This window comes from Micromonospora coxensis, assembly GCF_900090295.1.
Classification (GTDB): Bacteria; Actinomycetota; Actinomycetes; order Mycobacteriales; family Micromonosporaceae; genus Micromonospora; species Micromonospora coxensis.
On record NZ_LT607753.1, the window covers coordinates 3,295,340 to 3,309,762 of the forward strand.

At 72.4% G+C, this 14,423-nt stretch carries 15 protein-coding genes and 1 tRNA gene; 8 read left to right on the forward strand and 8 right to left on the reverse strand.

The window, feature by feature from the left end; translation table 11 throughout:
* Positions 1–97: 97 nt before the first annotated feature.
* From GA0070614_RS14910 to GA0070614_RS14920, 3 genes are all read right to left on the reverse strand, one after another.
* Complete coding sequence (locus GA0070614_RS14910) at positions 98–535, reverse strand: hypothetical protein (RefSeq protein WP_197701445.1); 438 nt, start codon at positions 533–535, stop codon at positions 98–100.
* Between the two features lie 228 nt (positions 536–763).
* Positions 764–1,171 carry a DUF805 domain-containing protein gene (locus GA0070614_RS14915; protein ID WP_088976529.1) on the reverse strand — a complete coding sequence of 136 codons (408 nt, stop codon included), beginning with the start codon at positions 1,169–1,171 and terminating at the stop codon, positions 764–766.
* A gap of 321 nt (positions 1,172–1,492) precedes the next feature.
* A tRNA-Ser gene (locus GA0070614_RS14920) sits at positions 1,493–1,579 on the reverse strand.
* A gap of 75 nt (positions 1,580–1,654) precedes the next feature.
* Here GA0070614_RS14920 and deoD point away from each other — a divergent pair.
* The 3 genes from deoD to GA0070614_RS14935 all read left to right on the forward strand — a co-directional run bounded on the left by deoD (position 1,655) and on the right by GA0070614_RS14935 (position 3,587).
* A complete protein-coding gene (deoD, locus tag GA0070614_RS14925; RefSeq protein ID WP_088976530.1) occupies positions 1,655–2,362 on the forward strand; it encodes a purine-nucleoside phosphorylase in 708 nt (235 codons plus the stop codon).
* Positions 2,363–2,481: 119 nt separating this feature from the next.
* Positions 2,482–3,123: a TetR/AcrR family transcriptional regulator gene (locus GA0070614_RS14930; RefSeq protein ID WP_088976531.1), complete on the forward strand. Its 642-nt coding sequence runs from the start codon at positions 2,482–2,484 to the stop codon at positions 3,121–3,123.
* Complete coding sequence (locus tag GA0070614_RS14935; RefSeq protein ID WP_088976532.1) at positions 3,120–3,587, forward strand: acyl-CoA thioesterase; 468 nt, start codon at positions 3,120–3,122, stop codon at positions 3,585–3,587. The genes GA0070614_RS14930 and GA0070614_RS14935 overlap by 4 nt, the downstream gene beginning before the upstream one ends.
* Before the next feature lie 170 nt (positions 3,588–3,757).
* On the opposite strand, the gene GA0070614_RS14940 is transcribed toward GA0070614_RS14935, so the two are convergent.
* The 4 genes from GA0070614_RS14940 to GA0070614_RS14950 all read right to left on the reverse strand — a co-directional run bounded on the left by GA0070614_RS14940 (position 3,758) and on the right by GA0070614_RS14950 (position 5,706).
* Positions 3,758–4,204, reverse strand: a complete 447-nt coding sequence (locus tag GA0070614_RS14940) for a nucleoside deaminase (protein WP_088979442.1) — start codon at positions 4,202–4,204, stop codon at positions 3,758–3,760.
* 229 nt (positions 4,205–4,433) lie between these two features.
* On the reverse strand, positions 4,434–4,961 hold the full coding sequence (locus GA0070614_RS14945) for a tRNA adenosine deaminase-associated protein (RefSeq protein ID WP_088976533.1): 528 nt from the start codon (positions 4,959–4,961) through the stop codon (positions 4,434–4,436).
* A gap of 117 nt (positions 4,962–5,078) precedes the next feature.
* Complete coding sequence (locus GA0070614_RS30590; protein WP_172892440.1) at positions 5,079–5,246, reverse strand: hypothetical protein; 168 nt, start codon at positions 5,244–5,246, stop codon at positions 5,079–5,081.
* Positions 5,247–5,319: 73 nt separating this feature from the next.
* Positions 5,320–5,706 (reverse strand): hypothetical protein, encoded by a 387-nt coding sequence (locus GA0070614_RS14950; RefSeq protein ID WP_088976534.1) that lies wholly within the window; start codon positions 5,704–5,706, stop codon positions 5,320–5,322.
* A gap of 72 nt (positions 5,707–5,778) precedes the next feature.
* Between GA0070614_RS14950 and GA0070614_RS14955 the strand changes: the two genes are divergently transcribed.
* From GA0070614_RS14955 to GA0070614_RS14965, 3 genes are all read left to right on the forward strand, one after another.
* Positions 5,779–6,516, forward strand: a complete 738-nt coding sequence (locus GA0070614_RS14955; protein ID WP_088976535.1) for a M23 family metallopeptidase — start codon at positions 5,779–5,781, stop codon at positions 6,514–6,516.
* Positions 6,517–6,678: 162 nt separating this feature from the next.
* On the forward strand, positions 6,679–9,669 hold the full coding sequence (locus GA0070614_RS14960; protein WP_088976536.1) for a glycosyl hydrolase: 2,991 nt from the start codon (positions 6,679–6,681) through the stop codon (positions 9,667–9,669).
* 75 nt (positions 9,670–9,744) lie between these two features.
* On the forward strand, positions 9,745–10,815 hold the full coding sequence (locus tag GA0070614_RS14965; RefSeq protein WP_088976537.1) for a PHP domain-containing protein: 1,071 nt from the start codon (positions 9,745–9,747) through the stop codon (positions 10,813–10,815).
* Between the two features lie 24 nt (positions 10,816–10,839).
* Here GA0070614_RS14965 and GA0070614_RS14970 read toward each other — a convergent pair whose 3' ends face one another.
* Positions 10,840–11,820, reverse strand: a complete 981-nt coding sequence (locus GA0070614_RS14970) for a DMT family transporter (RefSeq protein ID WP_172892441.1) — start codon at positions 11,818–11,820, stop codon at positions 10,840–10,842.
* A 201-nt stretch (positions 11,821–12,021) separates the two neighbouring features.
* Between GA0070614_RS14970 and GA0070614_RS14975 the strand changes: the two genes are divergently transcribed.
* Both GA0070614_RS14975 and GA0070614_RS14980 read left to right on the forward strand, forming a co-directional pair.
* Complete coding sequence (locus GA0070614_RS14975; protein WP_157745000.1) at positions 12,022–12,660, forward strand: Uma2 family endonuclease; 639 nt, start codon at positions 12,022–12,024, stop codon at positions 12,658–12,660.
* Between the two features lie 52 nt (positions 12,661–12,712).
* Positions 12,713–14,383: a DUF885 domain-containing protein gene (locus GA0070614_RS14980; RefSeq protein ID WP_088976539.1), complete on the forward strand. Its 1,671-nt coding sequence runs from the start codon at positions 12,713–12,715 to the stop codon at positions 14,381–14,383.
* Positions 14,384–14,423: the final 40 nt, after the last annotated feature.

Consider the following 14,423-nt stretch of genomic DNA (forward strand, 5'->3'; position numbering starts at 1 on the left):
TACGCAGGCCGGCCCCGCTCCACGAGACGAACTGCGGCACGAGCCCGCCGTGGAGCCGTGGAAGGGAACCATCGAACCGGACGCGTAGCCGGGCGTGTCAGGTGAAGATCCGCACTGCGGTGCCGGACAATCCGGCGGTACGCCCGGTGAAGACCGCAACCAGGCCGCCGTTGAGGTGCGGGGTCTGCGCGCCGGGCGCACCGACCACGACCTCGCCCAGCCCCTCACCGTTCGCGTCGCCGATGGCGAGCGTCGCGCCCAGGTGCCAGGCGATGACATCGCCTCCGCCGGCGGCGCCGTACACCGCACTGCCGGTGACCGAGGTGGCGCCGGTGGACGACACTCCGCCCGGCGAACCCCACATCAGGGTCACCATGCCGCTGCCGTGGTGGGACACGCCGTCGTTCTCCCGGAGCGCACCGATCACCAGGTCGTTGCAGCGGTTGTTGTTGACCTTGCCGATCGCCAGCGAGTAGCCGAAGTAGTCGTCGCGCTCAGCCGCACCGGGCACCCCGGCCTGGTCCTGCTGGGGCATGGACAAACGGCGATAACTGGGCGATCGGTAGGTGGGCCCCCGATCGGACGGGCGCGTCCGCCGGGCGGTCGATGCGGGGGCCTTCCCCCGCGAGGCGCAGAAGGGAGAGCGGAACGCCCCGGGGAGCATTGCACCCAGCCGGCGACGACAGCGATCTGCTGCCGCCGCCGGCCGGCCTTCCTGGCCGGGCGCAACTCCAGCGAACGCCAGCCCAGCCGGTGTGCCCGGTCAGGCCATCCTGGGAGCGGCGGCGTGCGGAGCGTCCTTCGGGTCGGCGCCGAACCGGTTACTCCCCTGCGTGCCGTCCTTCACGAAGAACACGAGCAGGACGATGAACCCGACGAGGGGCACGAGGCCGATCAACAGCCACCAACCCGAGCGGTCGGTGTCGTGGAGTCGCCGCACGGAAACCGCCAGGCTCGGCAGCAGCAGGGCCAGGGTGACGATGAGTCCGATGACCCCGGTGGAGTCCGGATCCGACCCGATCCTGGTCCCGAGCGCACCGTCCAGGATCGCGGCGACAATGTTGATCAAAACAGAGAAGAGGGCGAACCACCAGTATTCGGACCGGCGAGCGCGGCCGTGGAAGCCCGCGTACTGCGAGAGGACGGATTTGACGGCATCAACCGGGGACATGGATTCTCCAACGCAGTGAGAGGTGAAACTTAAGGTCAACTGCGACGGAGCAAAGCAGACGGACGACGGCTGATCAATGGCCGTACGGCCGAATGTCCCCACGTCAGCCGGCGTCGAGGGCGGCCCCGGTGCAGGTACGAGGATGCCCTCGCGCACGAGCCAGCCGTGCCGCCGGTCGAGGTGACACGCGAGGAGTGAGCGAGGCTTGTCGTAATCCTGCCTCGTGGCCCGGCAGCGGCAACTGGGACCGAAAATGAGACCACAAGCGGAACGCCCGGTGCGATCCTCGCGGATCGACCGGGCGTCCTCGCTGTTCACGAGCGGTGGCGGCGGGATTTGAACCCGCGGAGGGCGTAAACCCTCACACGCTTTCGAGGCGTGCTCCTTAGGCCACTCGGACACGCCACCGCCGACGAGGGTACAGGACCACGGGTTCGGATGCCGAACCGGTATCCCTCCGGCCGGCCTGGCAGGATCTTTGCCATGAGTACGCACATCGGCGCGAAGCCGGGAGAGATCGCCGAGCGGGTCCTGATGCCGGGCGACCCGCTGCGGGCCAAGTGGATCGCGGAGACCTACCTCGAGGACGCCACGTGCTACTCGACGGTCCGGGGCATGCTGGGCTTCACCGGCCGCTGGAACGGCGTCGAGGTGTCCGTCCAGGGCTCCGGCATGGGCATGCCGTCCGCCTCGATCTACGCCCACGAGCTGGTCAACGAGTACGGCGTGAAGACCCTGATCCGGGTCGGCTCCTGCGGCGCCCTCACCGAGGACCTCCAGCTGCGCGACGTGGTCGCCGCGATCGGGTCGTCCACCGACTCGAACATGAACCGGATGCGCTTCGACGGCCTGATCGACTACGCCCCGGTGGCGGACTTCGGCCTGCTGCGCACCTCGGTCGAGGTGGCCGAGCGGCGCGGCATCCAGATGCACGTGGGCCCGATCCTGGCGGCGGACGCCTTCTACACCGACCGGCCCGACCTCTACGACGCGCTCGCCGACTACGGCGTGCTGGCGGTCGAGATGGAGTCCGCGGCGCTCTACACGATCGCGGCCCGGTTCAAGGCGCGGGCGCTGACCATCCTGACCGTCAGCGACCACATCAAGACCGGCGAGAAGACCACGTCGCAGGAGCGCGAGCAGACCTTCGGCCAGATGGTCGAGATCGCCCTGGACACCGTCATCGCCTGAGTTCCCGGCCTCGCCCGCCCCGCCGTCCGCCCGGGCGGCGGGGCGGTGTCGTACCCGGGTGACCACGGTCACCCGGGTAAACTGTACGACCGGTCGTGCTTATTTATTAGGCTCCTCCCATGACAGTCGACGGACGCCTCGCACGGGGCGATCGGACCCGTAGCGCGGCGCTGGACGCCGCCGTGGTGCTGGCCACCGAGGTCGGCCTCGACGGGCTCTCCCTCGCCCGGCTCGCCGACACCCTCGGCGTCAGCAAGTCCGGCCTCTTCGCGCACTGGCGGTCCAAGGAGGCGCTCCAGCTCGCCACCGTCGACCGGGCCGTCGAGCAGTGGCAGGAGCGGATCGTCGCGCCGGGCCTGCGCGCCCCGGCGGGCGTACGGCGGCTCTGGGCGCTGCACCGGGCCCGGATCGACTTCTACGCCGCCCGGGTGCTCCCCGGCGGCTGCTTCTTCGCCAGTACCGACTTCGAGTTCAACGCCCGTCCCGGCCCGGTTAGGGACCGGCTCGCCGAGGTGTTCGGCCGGTGGACCGCGTTCCTCGAACGGCTCGTCCGGGAGGCCGTGGACGCCGGCGAGCTCCCCGCCGACACCGACGTGTCGCAGTTGGCGTACGAGATCGACGCCCTCGGGATCGCCGCCGCGATGCGCTCGCGGCTGCTGGACCCCGACACCGCCTACCGGCACGCCCGCCAGGGTCTGCTGGACCGCCTCCGGGCGCTGTGCCCCGATCCCACCCTGCTATCGGAAGGTGGTCTCCCGTGACCCACACCGTCATCGACCCGCCCGCCGTCGAGTTCGGTCACGTCGAGCACGTCCCCGTGCACTTCGACGACCTCGACGCCCTCGGCATCCTGCACAACGCCCGGTACGCGGTGCTGCTGGAACGCGCGCTGACCCCGTACTGGGCCGCTCGCGGGATCTCCTTCCAGGGCGGTTCGGCCAGCGCCCCCGACGTGTTCCACGCGGTACGCGAGTTCAGCATCACCTTCCGGGCCCCGATCACCGGGACCGGGCCGGTGGCGGTGCACTTCTGGCTCGACCACTTCGGCACCAGCAGCGCCGAGTACGGCTACCAGTTCCGTTCGCCGGACGGTCGGGTGGTGCACGCCGAGGGCCGTCGGGCGATCGTCCGGCTGGACCCGGCGACCCTGCGGCCCACCCGGTGGACCGACGCCGCCCGCGCGGTCGCCGCGACCCTGCTGCGCCCCGCCCCGACCCCGGCCTGAGACGGCACGGACCTCGGACAGCACCGGGCGGCACCGGGCCTCAGGCGGGACCGGCCCCGAGTCCGGGACTGAAACAGGACCGGGACCGAGTCGGTGCCGGGGCTGAGTCGGCCCGGGGACGTCTCGGGCCCGGTCGGTCCGCGCCGGCCCGGGCGGAGGCGTCGCGCGGGTCAGCGGAAGAAGGCCCGCAGGACGGCGGCGTTCTCCGCCTCCAGCACCCCGCCGTAGACCTCGGGGCGGTGGTTGAGCCGGCGGTCGCGCAGCACGTCCCAGAGGGATCCGGCGGCACCGGTCTTCGGCTCCCACGCGCCGAAGACCACTGTCGAGATCCGGGCCAGCACCAGCGCGCCCGCGCACATCGTGCACGGCTCCAGGGTCACCACGAGGGTGCAGTCGTCCAGCCGCCAGCGGCCGAGCCGCTCGGCGGCCCGACGCAGCGCCAGCACCTCGGCGTGGGCGGTCGGGTCCCCGGTCAGCTCCCGCTCGTTGCGTCCGACGGCCAGCTCGACGCCGTCCGGGCCGTAGACCACGGCGCCCACCGGCACGTCGTCGACCTGGGCGGAGTCACCGGCCGGCGGCTCCGGGCCGGTGACCGCGACCTCCAGCGCCCGGCGCATCCACAGCTCGTGCCGCTGCCGGCGGCCCGTACCCTCCGGCCCGGCCAGCCCCTCGTCCGCGCCCGGACCGACCCGTCCGACCGCGCCGGGGGTGGGCTGTCCCGGCCGTACGGTGCCCAGGGCCGGGTCGGTGGCGTCGGCCGGCTCGGCGGCGCCCGCCAGCGGTGAGCCACCGCCGGACAGCACGGGCCGGCCGCCGGCAGGCTCGGGCCCGCCCGGTGCCGGGGGCTCAGACCTCACGCAGCTCCTCGACCTCGTCGGCGCAGCCGAGCACCTGGCACACCTCGGCCGTGACGTCGGCCGGCAGCATCCCCTCGTGGGCACAGAGCCGGAGCAGCTTCTGGGCGGAGACGCCGAGGTCGGCGAGGATGTCGGCGTCTCCGACCGGGTCGGCCTCCGGGTCCACCGCGGGCTGGTCGCTCTCCTCGCCGGCGCCGCCGGCGGGCCGGGCCTCCTCGGTGTCGTCCAGGCCGGTGACCGAGGTCTTCAGGTCGCCGACGAGCAGCGACCCCAGGCGGGACTCCTCGGCGTACGCCGAGTCGGAGCCGAAGATCCGCAGGTCCTCCCCCTCGTCCAGGCGCAGGATCACCAGGTACGTGTCGTCGGCCTCGACGAAGAGCAGGGAGACGTCGGCGTCCGGCTCGACGTCGCGCAGCCGGTCGGCGACGTCGTCGACGTCGGTGGCGCCGCGCAGGTTGACCTCGGCGGCGGTCCAGCCGCCCTCGACGCGCACCACGGCGGCAGCGAAGTACGACACGGTTCCCCCAATGGCCTCGGCACAGCTCGCCGACTCGTTACGCGTGCACGTTAACCGGTCGGGTCGGCAGGCGACCGGTCAACGCCCCGAAGGGCCGGTCATTCCTGGAAAGTCGGCTCAGCCCGCGACGCGGCGGCGGGTCGCGATCAGCTGCCGCAGCTGCTCGGTCCGTTCCCGCTGCGGCCGCTCGCGCTTTCGTACCGCGCGGGCCCCCGCCAGCTCGGCGAGAATCTGCAGGCGGCGACGGCTGCGCTCAGGGTCGAGCCGCGGGGTGGTCCAGGCCATACCGGAAAGCGTCCCCAGTCACAGCGAGTACGTCAAGATGGCGTTCGAAACGGAGTGGACCGATCACCGCTGGTCACCACATCGGCCAGTTCGCGCTGGTCGCCCAGCGGACGACCACGACCGCGAACGCGATGCTCCAGCCACCCGCTGTGACGATCGCCACCCCGGTGGCGACGCCCCGGTCGCCGTACCGGACCAGGGCCAGCGACGCCAGCCAGGCGATCCCGCCGGCGAGGACCGTCCACCAGGCGTAGCCGCCGACGTCGCGGCCGAGGAGGCCGAAGAGCAGCAGCCAGGCGGCGGCGAGGGCGGCGCCGGCGGCGACCCCGCTGCCGGTCACCGGGTGCGGCTCGCGCCAGGTGGGCCGGCGCGGCGGCCCGGAGGGGAACAACCCCGAGGGGGTACGCGCCAGGAACTGTCCGGCCGCCGGCGCGGCCGGGTACGCGTGCTGACCGTTCATCACTGCCCCCGTCCACGGGTCCCGGCGCTCCTCGGGCACCGTCCCACCGTAGCCGTCTGTCAGGATGGCCGGATGTCCTCGCGATCGATCGACCGCCGTCGTACCCGGTCGGCGTACCCGGTCCTGCTGCTGGTGCCGGCGCTGCTGGCCGGCTGCGCGGGCGGGGACCGGCCGGCGGCGGCGCCGCCGAGCGCGGTGTGGGACGCGCCGGCCACCGCGGCGCAGCCGGCGGCGACGGACGCGAGCCCGACGCCCCGCGCCGCCGCACCCTCGCCGAGCCGGTCGCCGGCCCGGCGGGTCTTTCCGGTACGCGCCGACGACGTCGCCTACCACCCGACCCACTCCACGTACCCGGGCACGGACATCTTCGCCGACTGCGGCGAGCCGGTGGTGGCGGTGACCGACGGGACGGTGCTGGAGGTGAGTCGGGTCGACCGGTTCGACAAGCGGGGACCACGGGGGCCGTTCAACGGAGGGCTGTCGGTGTCGTTGCTCGGCGACGACGGGGTGCGGTACTACGGCTCGCACCTGCGCGTGATCAGCCCGGGCGTGGACGCCGGGGTGCGGGTACGCGCCGGGCAGCAGCTCGGCGAGGTGGGCCGGACGGGCAACGCGAACAATGTCTGCCACCTCCACTTCGGCCTGTCGCCGAAGTGCACCGGGCGCGACGACTGGTGGATCCGGCGCGGGGTGGTCTGGCCGGCGAAGTACCTGGACTCCTGGCGCCGGGGCGGCAACCGTTCACCGGTCGCGGAGATCGACGCGTGGGAGCGCGAACACGGCTGCCCAGGGGCACCGCCCGCCGGTTGACCAGGCCCGGCAACGGTTCCGTCATCTGAGGGACACATTGACGAAAGCCTTGTGACTCAGTTAACGTCCGAGCCACAGAGAGAGCGCTCTCTCAAGTAACAAACCCCCTTGATTCCGACGAACTGCGCAGCCGACCCCGTACCCCGGCGCGCTGGAGGACCGATGAAACCTCCCGTCCCACACCGCCGCACCCCCTGGGTGCTCGCCTCCACCACCGCACTCGCCGTCTTCGTCGCCGGCCTCACCTTCACCGCCGGCACCGGCAGCGCCGAAGCTGCCACCGTCGGCGCCGGCAGCTACACCACCGATCGGGTGGGTCCGCTCCCCGCCGGCTGCGGTGAGATGTCCACCAACCCCCGACAGTTCGCCACCGCCAACGCCCCGGCCGGGCCGATCCCCACCAACGACTGGTGGTCGTCCCTGCTGTGGAAGAAGACCAACTGCTCCTACAGCGAACCGCTGCACGCGCACCCCCTGTCGTACCAGGCGTTCAGCGACGGCCTCGGCTTCTCGGCCACGTCCACCCCCACCATCAGCGGCACCGCCACCGGGGTGGGCGAGTTCAAGTACGCGTACTCGGAGGACTTCCGGGTCGGCGTGACCGCGCTCGGCGTGCCGATCGTCAAGGTCGACGACTGGAGCGACTGGACGGTCAGCCCGTACTGGAGCGACGGCGTGCGCACCATGCGCGCCACCATCGGCCACGGTCTGCCGTTCTCGTACTTCCAGACCAGCGGTGGCGAGGCGAACATCAACCCGACCGGCGGCAGCCCCACGGTCTGGTCCAACAGCGGCTCCACCATCGGCTTCACCATCAAGGGCCACGACTACGTCGCCTACGCCCCGACCGGCGCCAGCTGGTCGGTCACCAATGGACGGATCACGTCCAACCTGGCCGGCAAGGGCTACTTCTCCATCGCCCTGCTGCCCACCACGCCGACGACCGAGGCCACCGCCCGCGCCCAGCTGGCCGCCACCTACGGCCAGCACGCGCACGCCCACATCACCGGCACCCGCGTCTCGTACGCCTACCACCAGGCGTCCGGCACGGTGAACACCACGTACGCCTTCACCACGCAGGCCAAGGAGGGCACCACCACGAAGACGGTGGTCAGCCTCTACCCGCACCAGTGGAAGGCGCTGACCGGGTCCACCCCGCTCACCCTGACCTACCCGTCGGCCCGCGGCCGGATGAAGGTGCTCGCCGGGGTCAGCGAGTTCCGCACCTCGATGAAGTACCACGGCGTGCTGCCCGAGCTGCCCGCCGTCGGCACCGGCAGCGGCGCGGACCTGGCCCAGCTCAAGGACCAGCTCGCCGCGCTGCGGGGCAACCCGATGGACGCCCGCGGTGGCGACACCTACTGGACCGGCAAGGGCCTCGGCCGGGCCGCCCGGATCGCCGAGATCGCCGACCTGGTCGGTGACACGGAGACCCGTACCGCCGCGCTGAACGCCATCCGCACCACGCTCAACGACTGGTTCACCGCGGCCCCGGGCAAGACCGCCAAGATCTTCTACTACGACAAGAACTGGGGCACCCTGATCGGCTACCCGGCGTCGTACGGGTCCGACCTGGAGCTCAACGACCACCACTTCCACTACGGCTACTTCATCGCCGCCGCCGCGACCCTGGCCAAGTTCGACCCGTCCTGGGCCAGGCAGGACCAGTACGGCGGCATGGTCGACCTGCTGATCCGGGACGCCAACAACTACAGCCGTGCCGACACCCGCTTCCCCTACCTGCGCGACTTCGACATCTACGCCGGTCACGACTGGGCCTCCGGGCACGGCTCGTTCCACGCCGGCAACAACCAGGAGTCCTCGTCCGAGGGGATGAACTTCGCCAACGCGCTGATCCAGTGGGGTCAGGCCACCGGCAACACCGCCGTACGCGACGCGGGCGTCTTCATCTACACCACCCAGGCGGCGGCGATCCAGGAGTACTGGTTCGACGCCGACGACGAGAACTTCCCGGCCAACTTCGGCCACTCCACGGTCGGCATGGTCTGGGGTGACGGTGGCGCGTACGCCACCTGGTTCAGCGCCGACCCGGAGATGATCCAGGGCATCAACATGCTCCCGGTCACCGGCGGCCACCTGTACATGGGCTACAACCCGGGGTACAACAAGGTCAACTACGCCGAACTGGTCCGCAACAACGGTGGGGAACCCACCGTGTGGCAGGACATCCTCTGGCAGTTCCTGGCCCTCGGGGACCCGGACGCGGCGCTGTCCAAGCTGCGCGCCAACCCCGGGTACACCCCGGAGGAGGGCGAGAGCCGGGCGCACACCTTCCACTGGATCCGCAACCTCGCCGCGCTGGGCCTGGTCGACACGTCCATCACCGCCAACCACCCGCTGGCGGCGGTCTTCAACCGCAACGGGGCCCGCACCTACGTGGCCAGCAACATCACCGCCGCGCCGCTGACGGTCACCTTCTCCGACGGCACCAGCCTCACGGTCGCCGCCGGGAAGACCGCCACCAAGGGTGCGCACACCTGGAGCGGCGGCAACGCCAACGGTGGCATCGACCCGTCGGGCTCGCCCTCGCCGGACCCGTCCGAGACGAGCCCGAGCCCGGACCCGTCCGAGACCAGCCCGTCGCCGGACCCGAGCGAGACCAGCCCGAGCCCGGACCCGTCCGAGACCAGCCCGAGCCCCGACCCGACCACCACGCCGCCGAGCAACTCGCCGACCCGCTACCTGCTTCCCGCCGGGGGACTCGCGGCGGCCGGCACCCCGTCGACCGTCACGGTCGCCGGCGCCGGCGGCACCAACCGGGACGGAACTCCGCACAATCCGCTGGTGTTCACCTCGACCGGCCTGAACATGACCTACGCCGGGGGACAGACCACGTTCGACCTGTTCCTCGACGCCAACCAGGCGGTCGGCAACGGGGTGCAGACCCGGGTCTCCTACGACCTGACCGGCGACGGCACCTTCGACCGGGTGGAGACGTACCGCTACTTCGCCACCGACCCGGTGCCCGGCTACGAGCACTACACCCAGAACACCGGCCTGCTCTCCTCGACCGGCGCGCTGGGCAACCTGTCGAACGGCACGGTGAAGGTGGAGGTCTGGTCCGCCATCGGCGTCAACCCGACCACCGTCGGCATCGGTGACCAGTCGTTCGTCAAGCTCCCGTACGCCTGATCCGACCGCACCACCACCAGGTCCGCGCCGCCGGTCGTACCCCGACCGGCGGCGCGGACGCGTAGGTTGCAGGGCATGACCGCGCGGGACCCTGTCGCCGACCTTCGCCGGATCGCCTTCCTGCTGGAACGGGCCAACGAGGCCACCTACCGGGTACGGGCGTTCCGCTCCGCGGCGAAGACGCTCGCCGGGCTGGCCGCGCCGGAGGTCGCCGAGCGGGCCCGGACCGGCAAGCTGACCGAGTTGACCGGCGTCGGCGACGTCACCGCCCGGTGCGTGGTCGAGTCGCTGGCCGGGGAGGAGCCGGTCTACCTGCGCCGGCTGGTCGCCACCGAGGGCACCGACCTGGACGCGGCGGCGACCGCCCTGCGCACCGCGCTGCGCGGCGACTGCCACACCCACTCCGACTGGTCCGACGGCGGGTCACCGATCGAGGAGATGGCCCTGGCCGCGGTCGAGCTGGGTCACGAGTACCTGGTGCTGACCGACCACTCCCCCCGGCTGAAGGTGGCCCGCGGCCTCACCGCCGACCGGCTGCGCGCGCAGCTCGACCACGTGGCGGCGGTCAACGACGCGCTGCCGAAGGGCTTCCGCATCCTGACCGGCATCGAGGTGGACATCCTCGCCGACGGGTCGCTGGACCAGGACGAGGAACTGCTGGCCCGCCTCGACGTGGTGGTCGGCTCGGTGCACAGCGGGCTGAACGACGACCGGGCGAAGATGACCCGCCGGATGCTGGCCGCGATCGCCAACCCGCACCTGGACATCCTCGGGCACTGCACCGGGCGGATGGTGTCGTCCCGACCGGCGGGGGTGAAGGGCCCGGGTGACCGGGCGCACCGGCCGCGTACCCGGGCGGAGAGCGACTTCGACGCGGACGCCGTCTTCGCCGCGTGCGCCGAGCACGGCGTGGCCGTCGAGATCAACTCTCGGCCGGAGCGGCAGGACCCGCCGAAGCGGCTGATCCGGCGGGCGCTGGAGGCGGGCTGCCGGTTCGCGATCAACACCGACGCCCACGCCCCCGGTCAGCTCGACTGGCAGCGTTTCGGCTGCGAGCGGGCGGCGCTCTGCGGCGTGCCGGCCGACCGGGTGGTCAACACCTGGAAAGCCGAGCGGCTGGTCAGGTGGGCCGCGACCCGGCGCTGAGCCGGGCCGCGTCCCGACCGGGGGTCAGCGGACCACGGGCTCGACGGCCGGCACGGCGGGAGTGCCCGCGCCGACGGTCGGGCGGAGCCGGCGGCGGCCGACCAGGCCCTGCGCCACCGCGACGCCGAGCAGCACGACCAGCGCGCCGACCGGCTGGTGCCAGTTCAGCCGCTCGCCCAGGGCCAGCGCGCCGATCAGCACGGCGAAGACCGGGATCAGGTAGGTCACGGTGGAGGCGGTGCTCGCCCCGGCCACCCGGATGTTGCGCAAATTGATCACGAAGGCCAGACCGGTGCCGAGCGCGCCGAGCGCCACCACGCTGGCCACCACCGGCAGCGACAGGTCGGCGGGGACCGGCGGCGCACCGGCCACCAGCGGCCCCACGACCGCGAGCTGCGCCGTCGCCACGAGCAGCTGCGCCGCCGACAGCGACAGCCCGGAGTACGCGCTGCCGGCGATGAACTTCTTCTGGTACGGGATCGCGACGCCATAGCAGGCCGCCGCCCCGAGGCACATCAGCTGGCCGACGAAGTGCGCGCCGCCGACGCCCTCCCAGACGCCGAGCACCACCAGCACGCCCAGGAAGCCCAGCCCGAGCCCGACCGCCGCCCGCGCGGTCAGCCGCTCGGTACGGAAGACCAGCACCGCCAGCGGCAGCACGATCAGCGGCGTGGTGGCGTTCCAGATGCCGGCGAGCATGGACTCGACCCGCTGCTCGCCGAAGCCGAAGAGGGTGAACGGGATCGCCACGCCGAAGGCGGCGACCACCATCAGGTGCGCCCAGACCCGGGGCTCGCGCGGCAGCCGGTCACGCAGCACGGCGAGCACCACCAGCAGGGTGGCCGCGCCGGTGGCGACCCGGTAGAGGGTGAGGTGCAGCGGGTGCAGCTCCTCGATGCCCACCTTGATGAAGACGAAGCTCGAACCCCAGATCGCCGCGAGGGCGACGAAGCCCGGCAGCCAGCTGCGCAGCGGCGCCCTGTCAGGAGTGATGTCGGCTGTCACCCCTGACACTCTGCCCCAGGGGTACGACGAAGTCCCGCGATATTCGGACGTCGTGTCGACCACCACAGGCACCGTCGTACGGAGGGAGGCGTCGACCGGTCGAGGAGGTACCCCGACGCGACCCGGTGGAGCTGCTGCCGTAGCCCGCCCCGGAACCCCTGCGCCGCCGCCTCGTTGATCCGCCGGGAGGTGTCGCGGTTGATGCTGCTCACGCGCGGGGCGGACATGGTCGGTGAGCTGGACGGCCGGTGGACGATCCAGCGGGCCGAACGCCACCTGCGGGTCGGGGAGCTGGCCGGCGCCCGCCACGAGTGCGTGGACGGCCGGCTGGTGGTCAGCCCGTTCCCGCCGGCCACCGAGAGCATCGCCATGGCGAGCCTGGCCAGTGCCTTCGTACCGGCGGCCGAGGCGGCCGGCCGGCACGTGTTCGGGCGGGTCAACCTGACCTTCTCCACCACCTGCTGGATCCAGCCGGACGTCACCGTCCTGCACACCCTGCCCGCCTCCGACGAGGAGGAACGCTGGGTGCCGGCGGCGCTGTGCGCCATGGCGGTGGAGTTCGTCCGGCGCGCGTCCCCGCCCGCCCGACGCGGTGCCGCGCCGCCGGCGGTCACCGGCCGGCCCGAGGGGGTGGACCGGCGGCGGCGGTGCGCCGAGGCGGGCGTGCCGTGGTTCCTCCGGGTGGAGCTGGACCGGCGACCGCAGCGGATGACGGCCGAGCTGTTCCGGCGTACCGACGGGGGTGGCTGGGCACCGGCCGCCCGGGCGGTCGGCGGGCAGCGGCTGCGCGTCCGCGACCCCTTTCCGATCGACTTCGCCCCCGCCCGGCTGCTGCCCTGAACACGCCAAACACGGTCGACATCGGGGCCGGTGCGTCACGTAGGGTCGCAGCGTGGGACGAATCGATGACCTCGCCAACCGCTACGTGGCCGACTGGGCCCCGCTGAGCCCGACCGGCGCCACCTACGTCGGCATCTCCGGCTACGACGACCAGCTCGACGACCTCTCCCCGGCCGGCTACGAGGCCCGGGCCGAGCTGACCCGGCGTACGCTCGCCGCTCTCGACGTGACCGAGCCGGAGACCGAGGCGGAGCGGACGGCCAAGGAGGCCATGCAGGAGCGCCTCGGCCTGGACCTCGCCCGGTACGACGCCGGCGAGGTGACCAGCGAGGTCAACGTGATCGCCAGCGGCCTGCACGAGATCCGGATGGTCTTCGACCTGATGCCCACCGAGGGGGACGAGGCGAAGGCGAACGTCGCCACCCGGCTCAACCGGTTCGCCGGAGCCCTGGAGGGCTACAAGACCACCCTGCGCGAGGCGGCGGCCGCCGGCCGGGTGAGTTCGAAGGTGCAGCTGGTCGAGGTGGCCAAGCAGTGCGACGTGTGGACCGACCCGGACGGCGACAACTTCTTCCACGGGCTGGTCGAGCGGCTCGGCGCGGACGGCACGCTCGGCGCCGAACTGCGCCGGGGCGCGGCCGCCGCCACCGCCGCGACGGCGGAGTTCGGCCAGTTCCTCCGTACCGAGCTGGCGCCGCACGGTCGGGACAAGCAGGCCGCCGGCCGGGAGCGGTACGAGCTGGCCTCGCAGTACTTCCTCGGCGCGAAGGTCGACCTCGACGAGACGTACGCCTGGGGTTTCGCGGAGCTGGCCCGGCTGGAGTCCGAGATGGCCGCGGTGGCCGCCCGGATCGTCGGTCCGGGCGCGACGGTCGACGAGGCCGTCGCGGCGCTCGACGCCGACCCGGCCCGGACCATCCAGGGCAAGGAGGCGTTCCGGGACTGGATGCAGGCGCTGGCCGACAAGGCGATCGCCGACCTGCACGGCACCCACTTCGACATCCCGGAGCAGGTCCGCCGGATCGAGTGCTGCCTCGCCCCGACCAGTGACGGCGCGATCTACTACACCGGTCCGAGCGAGGACTTCTCCCGGCCGGGCCGGATGTGGTGGGCGGTGCCGCAGGGCATCACCGACTTCTCCACCTGGCGTGAGGTGACCACGGTCTACCACGAGGGCGTACCGGGTCACCACCTCCAGGTCGCGCAGACCGCCGTCCGCGCCGAACTGCTCAACCGCTGGCAGCGGCTGCTCTGCTGGGTCTCCGGGCACGGCGAGGGCTGGGCACTCTACTCCGAGCGGCTGATGGACGAGCTGGGCTACCTGGAGGACCCGGGCGACAAGCTGGGCATGCTCGACGGCCAGGCGTTCCGGGCCGCCCGGGTCATCGTCGACATCGGCATGCACCTGGAGCTGGAGATCCCGAAGGACAACCCGTTCGGCTTCCACCCGGGTGAGCGGTGGACGCCGGAGCTGGGCTGGGAGTTCATGCGGGCGCACTGCCGGGTGCCGGACGAGAACCTGCGCTTCGAGCTGAACCGCTACCTGGGCTGGCCGGGGCAGGCGCCGTCGTACAAGGTGGGCGAGCGGATCTGGTTGCAGGCCCGGGAGGAGGCGAAGGCCCGCAAGGGCGCCGACTTCGACCTCAAGGAGTTCCACCGGCAGGCGCTGGACCTCGGCTCGCTCGGGCTCGACCCGCTGCGCCGGGCGCTGGCCCGGCTCTGAGCTGCGGGACCGGGGGCGGGCGGGACGACCCGCCCCCGGT

Excerpts from the sequence above, each read along its gene's own strand:
- GA0070614_RS14910 (WP_197701445.1), bottom strand. The coding sequence starts at position 535 with ATGCCCCAGCAGGACCAGGCCGGGGTGCCCGGTGCGGCTGAGCGCGAC.
- GA0070614_RS14915 (WP_088976529.1), bottom strand. The coding sequence starts at position 1,171 with ATGTCCCCGGTTGATGCCGTCAAATCCGTCCTCTCGCAGTACGCGGGC.
- deoD (WP_088976530.1), top strand. The coding sequence starts at position 1,655 with ATGAGTACGCACATCGGCGCGAAGCCGGGAGAGATCGCCGAGCGGGTC.
- GA0070614_RS14930 (WP_088976531.1), top strand. The coding sequence starts at position 2,482 with ATGACAGTCGACGGACGCCTCGCACGGGGCGATCGGACCCGTAGCGCG.
- GA0070614_RS14940 (WP_088979442.1), bottom strand. The coding sequence starts at position 4,204 with ATGCGCCGGGCGCTGGAGGTCGCGGTCACCGGCCCGGAGCCGCCGGCC.
- GA0070614_RS30590 (WP_172892440.1), bottom strand. The coding sequence starts at position 5,246 with ATGGCCTGGACCACCCCGCGGCTCGACCCTGAGCGCAGCCGTCGCCGC.
- GA0070614_RS14950 (WP_088976534.1), bottom strand. The coding sequence starts at position 5,706 with ATGAACGGTCAGCACGCGTACCCGGCCGCGCCGGCGGCCGGACAGTTC.
- GA0070614_RS14955 (WP_088976535.1), top strand. The coding sequence starts at position 5,779 with ATGTCCTCGCGATCGATCGACCGCCGTCGTACCCGGTCGGCGTACCCG.
- GA0070614_RS14960 (WP_088976536.1), top strand. The coding sequence starts at position 6,679 with ATGAAACCTCCCGTCCCACACCGCCGCACCCCCTGGGTGCTCGCCTCC.
- GA0070614_RS14965 (WP_088976537.1), top strand. The coding sequence starts at position 9,745 with ATGACCGCGCGGGACCCTGTCGCCGACCTTCGCCGGATCGCCTTCCTG.
- GA0070614_RS14975 (WP_157745000.1), top strand. The coding sequence starts at position 12,022 with ATGCTGCTCACGCGCGGGGCGGACATGGTCGGTGAGCTGGACGGCCGG.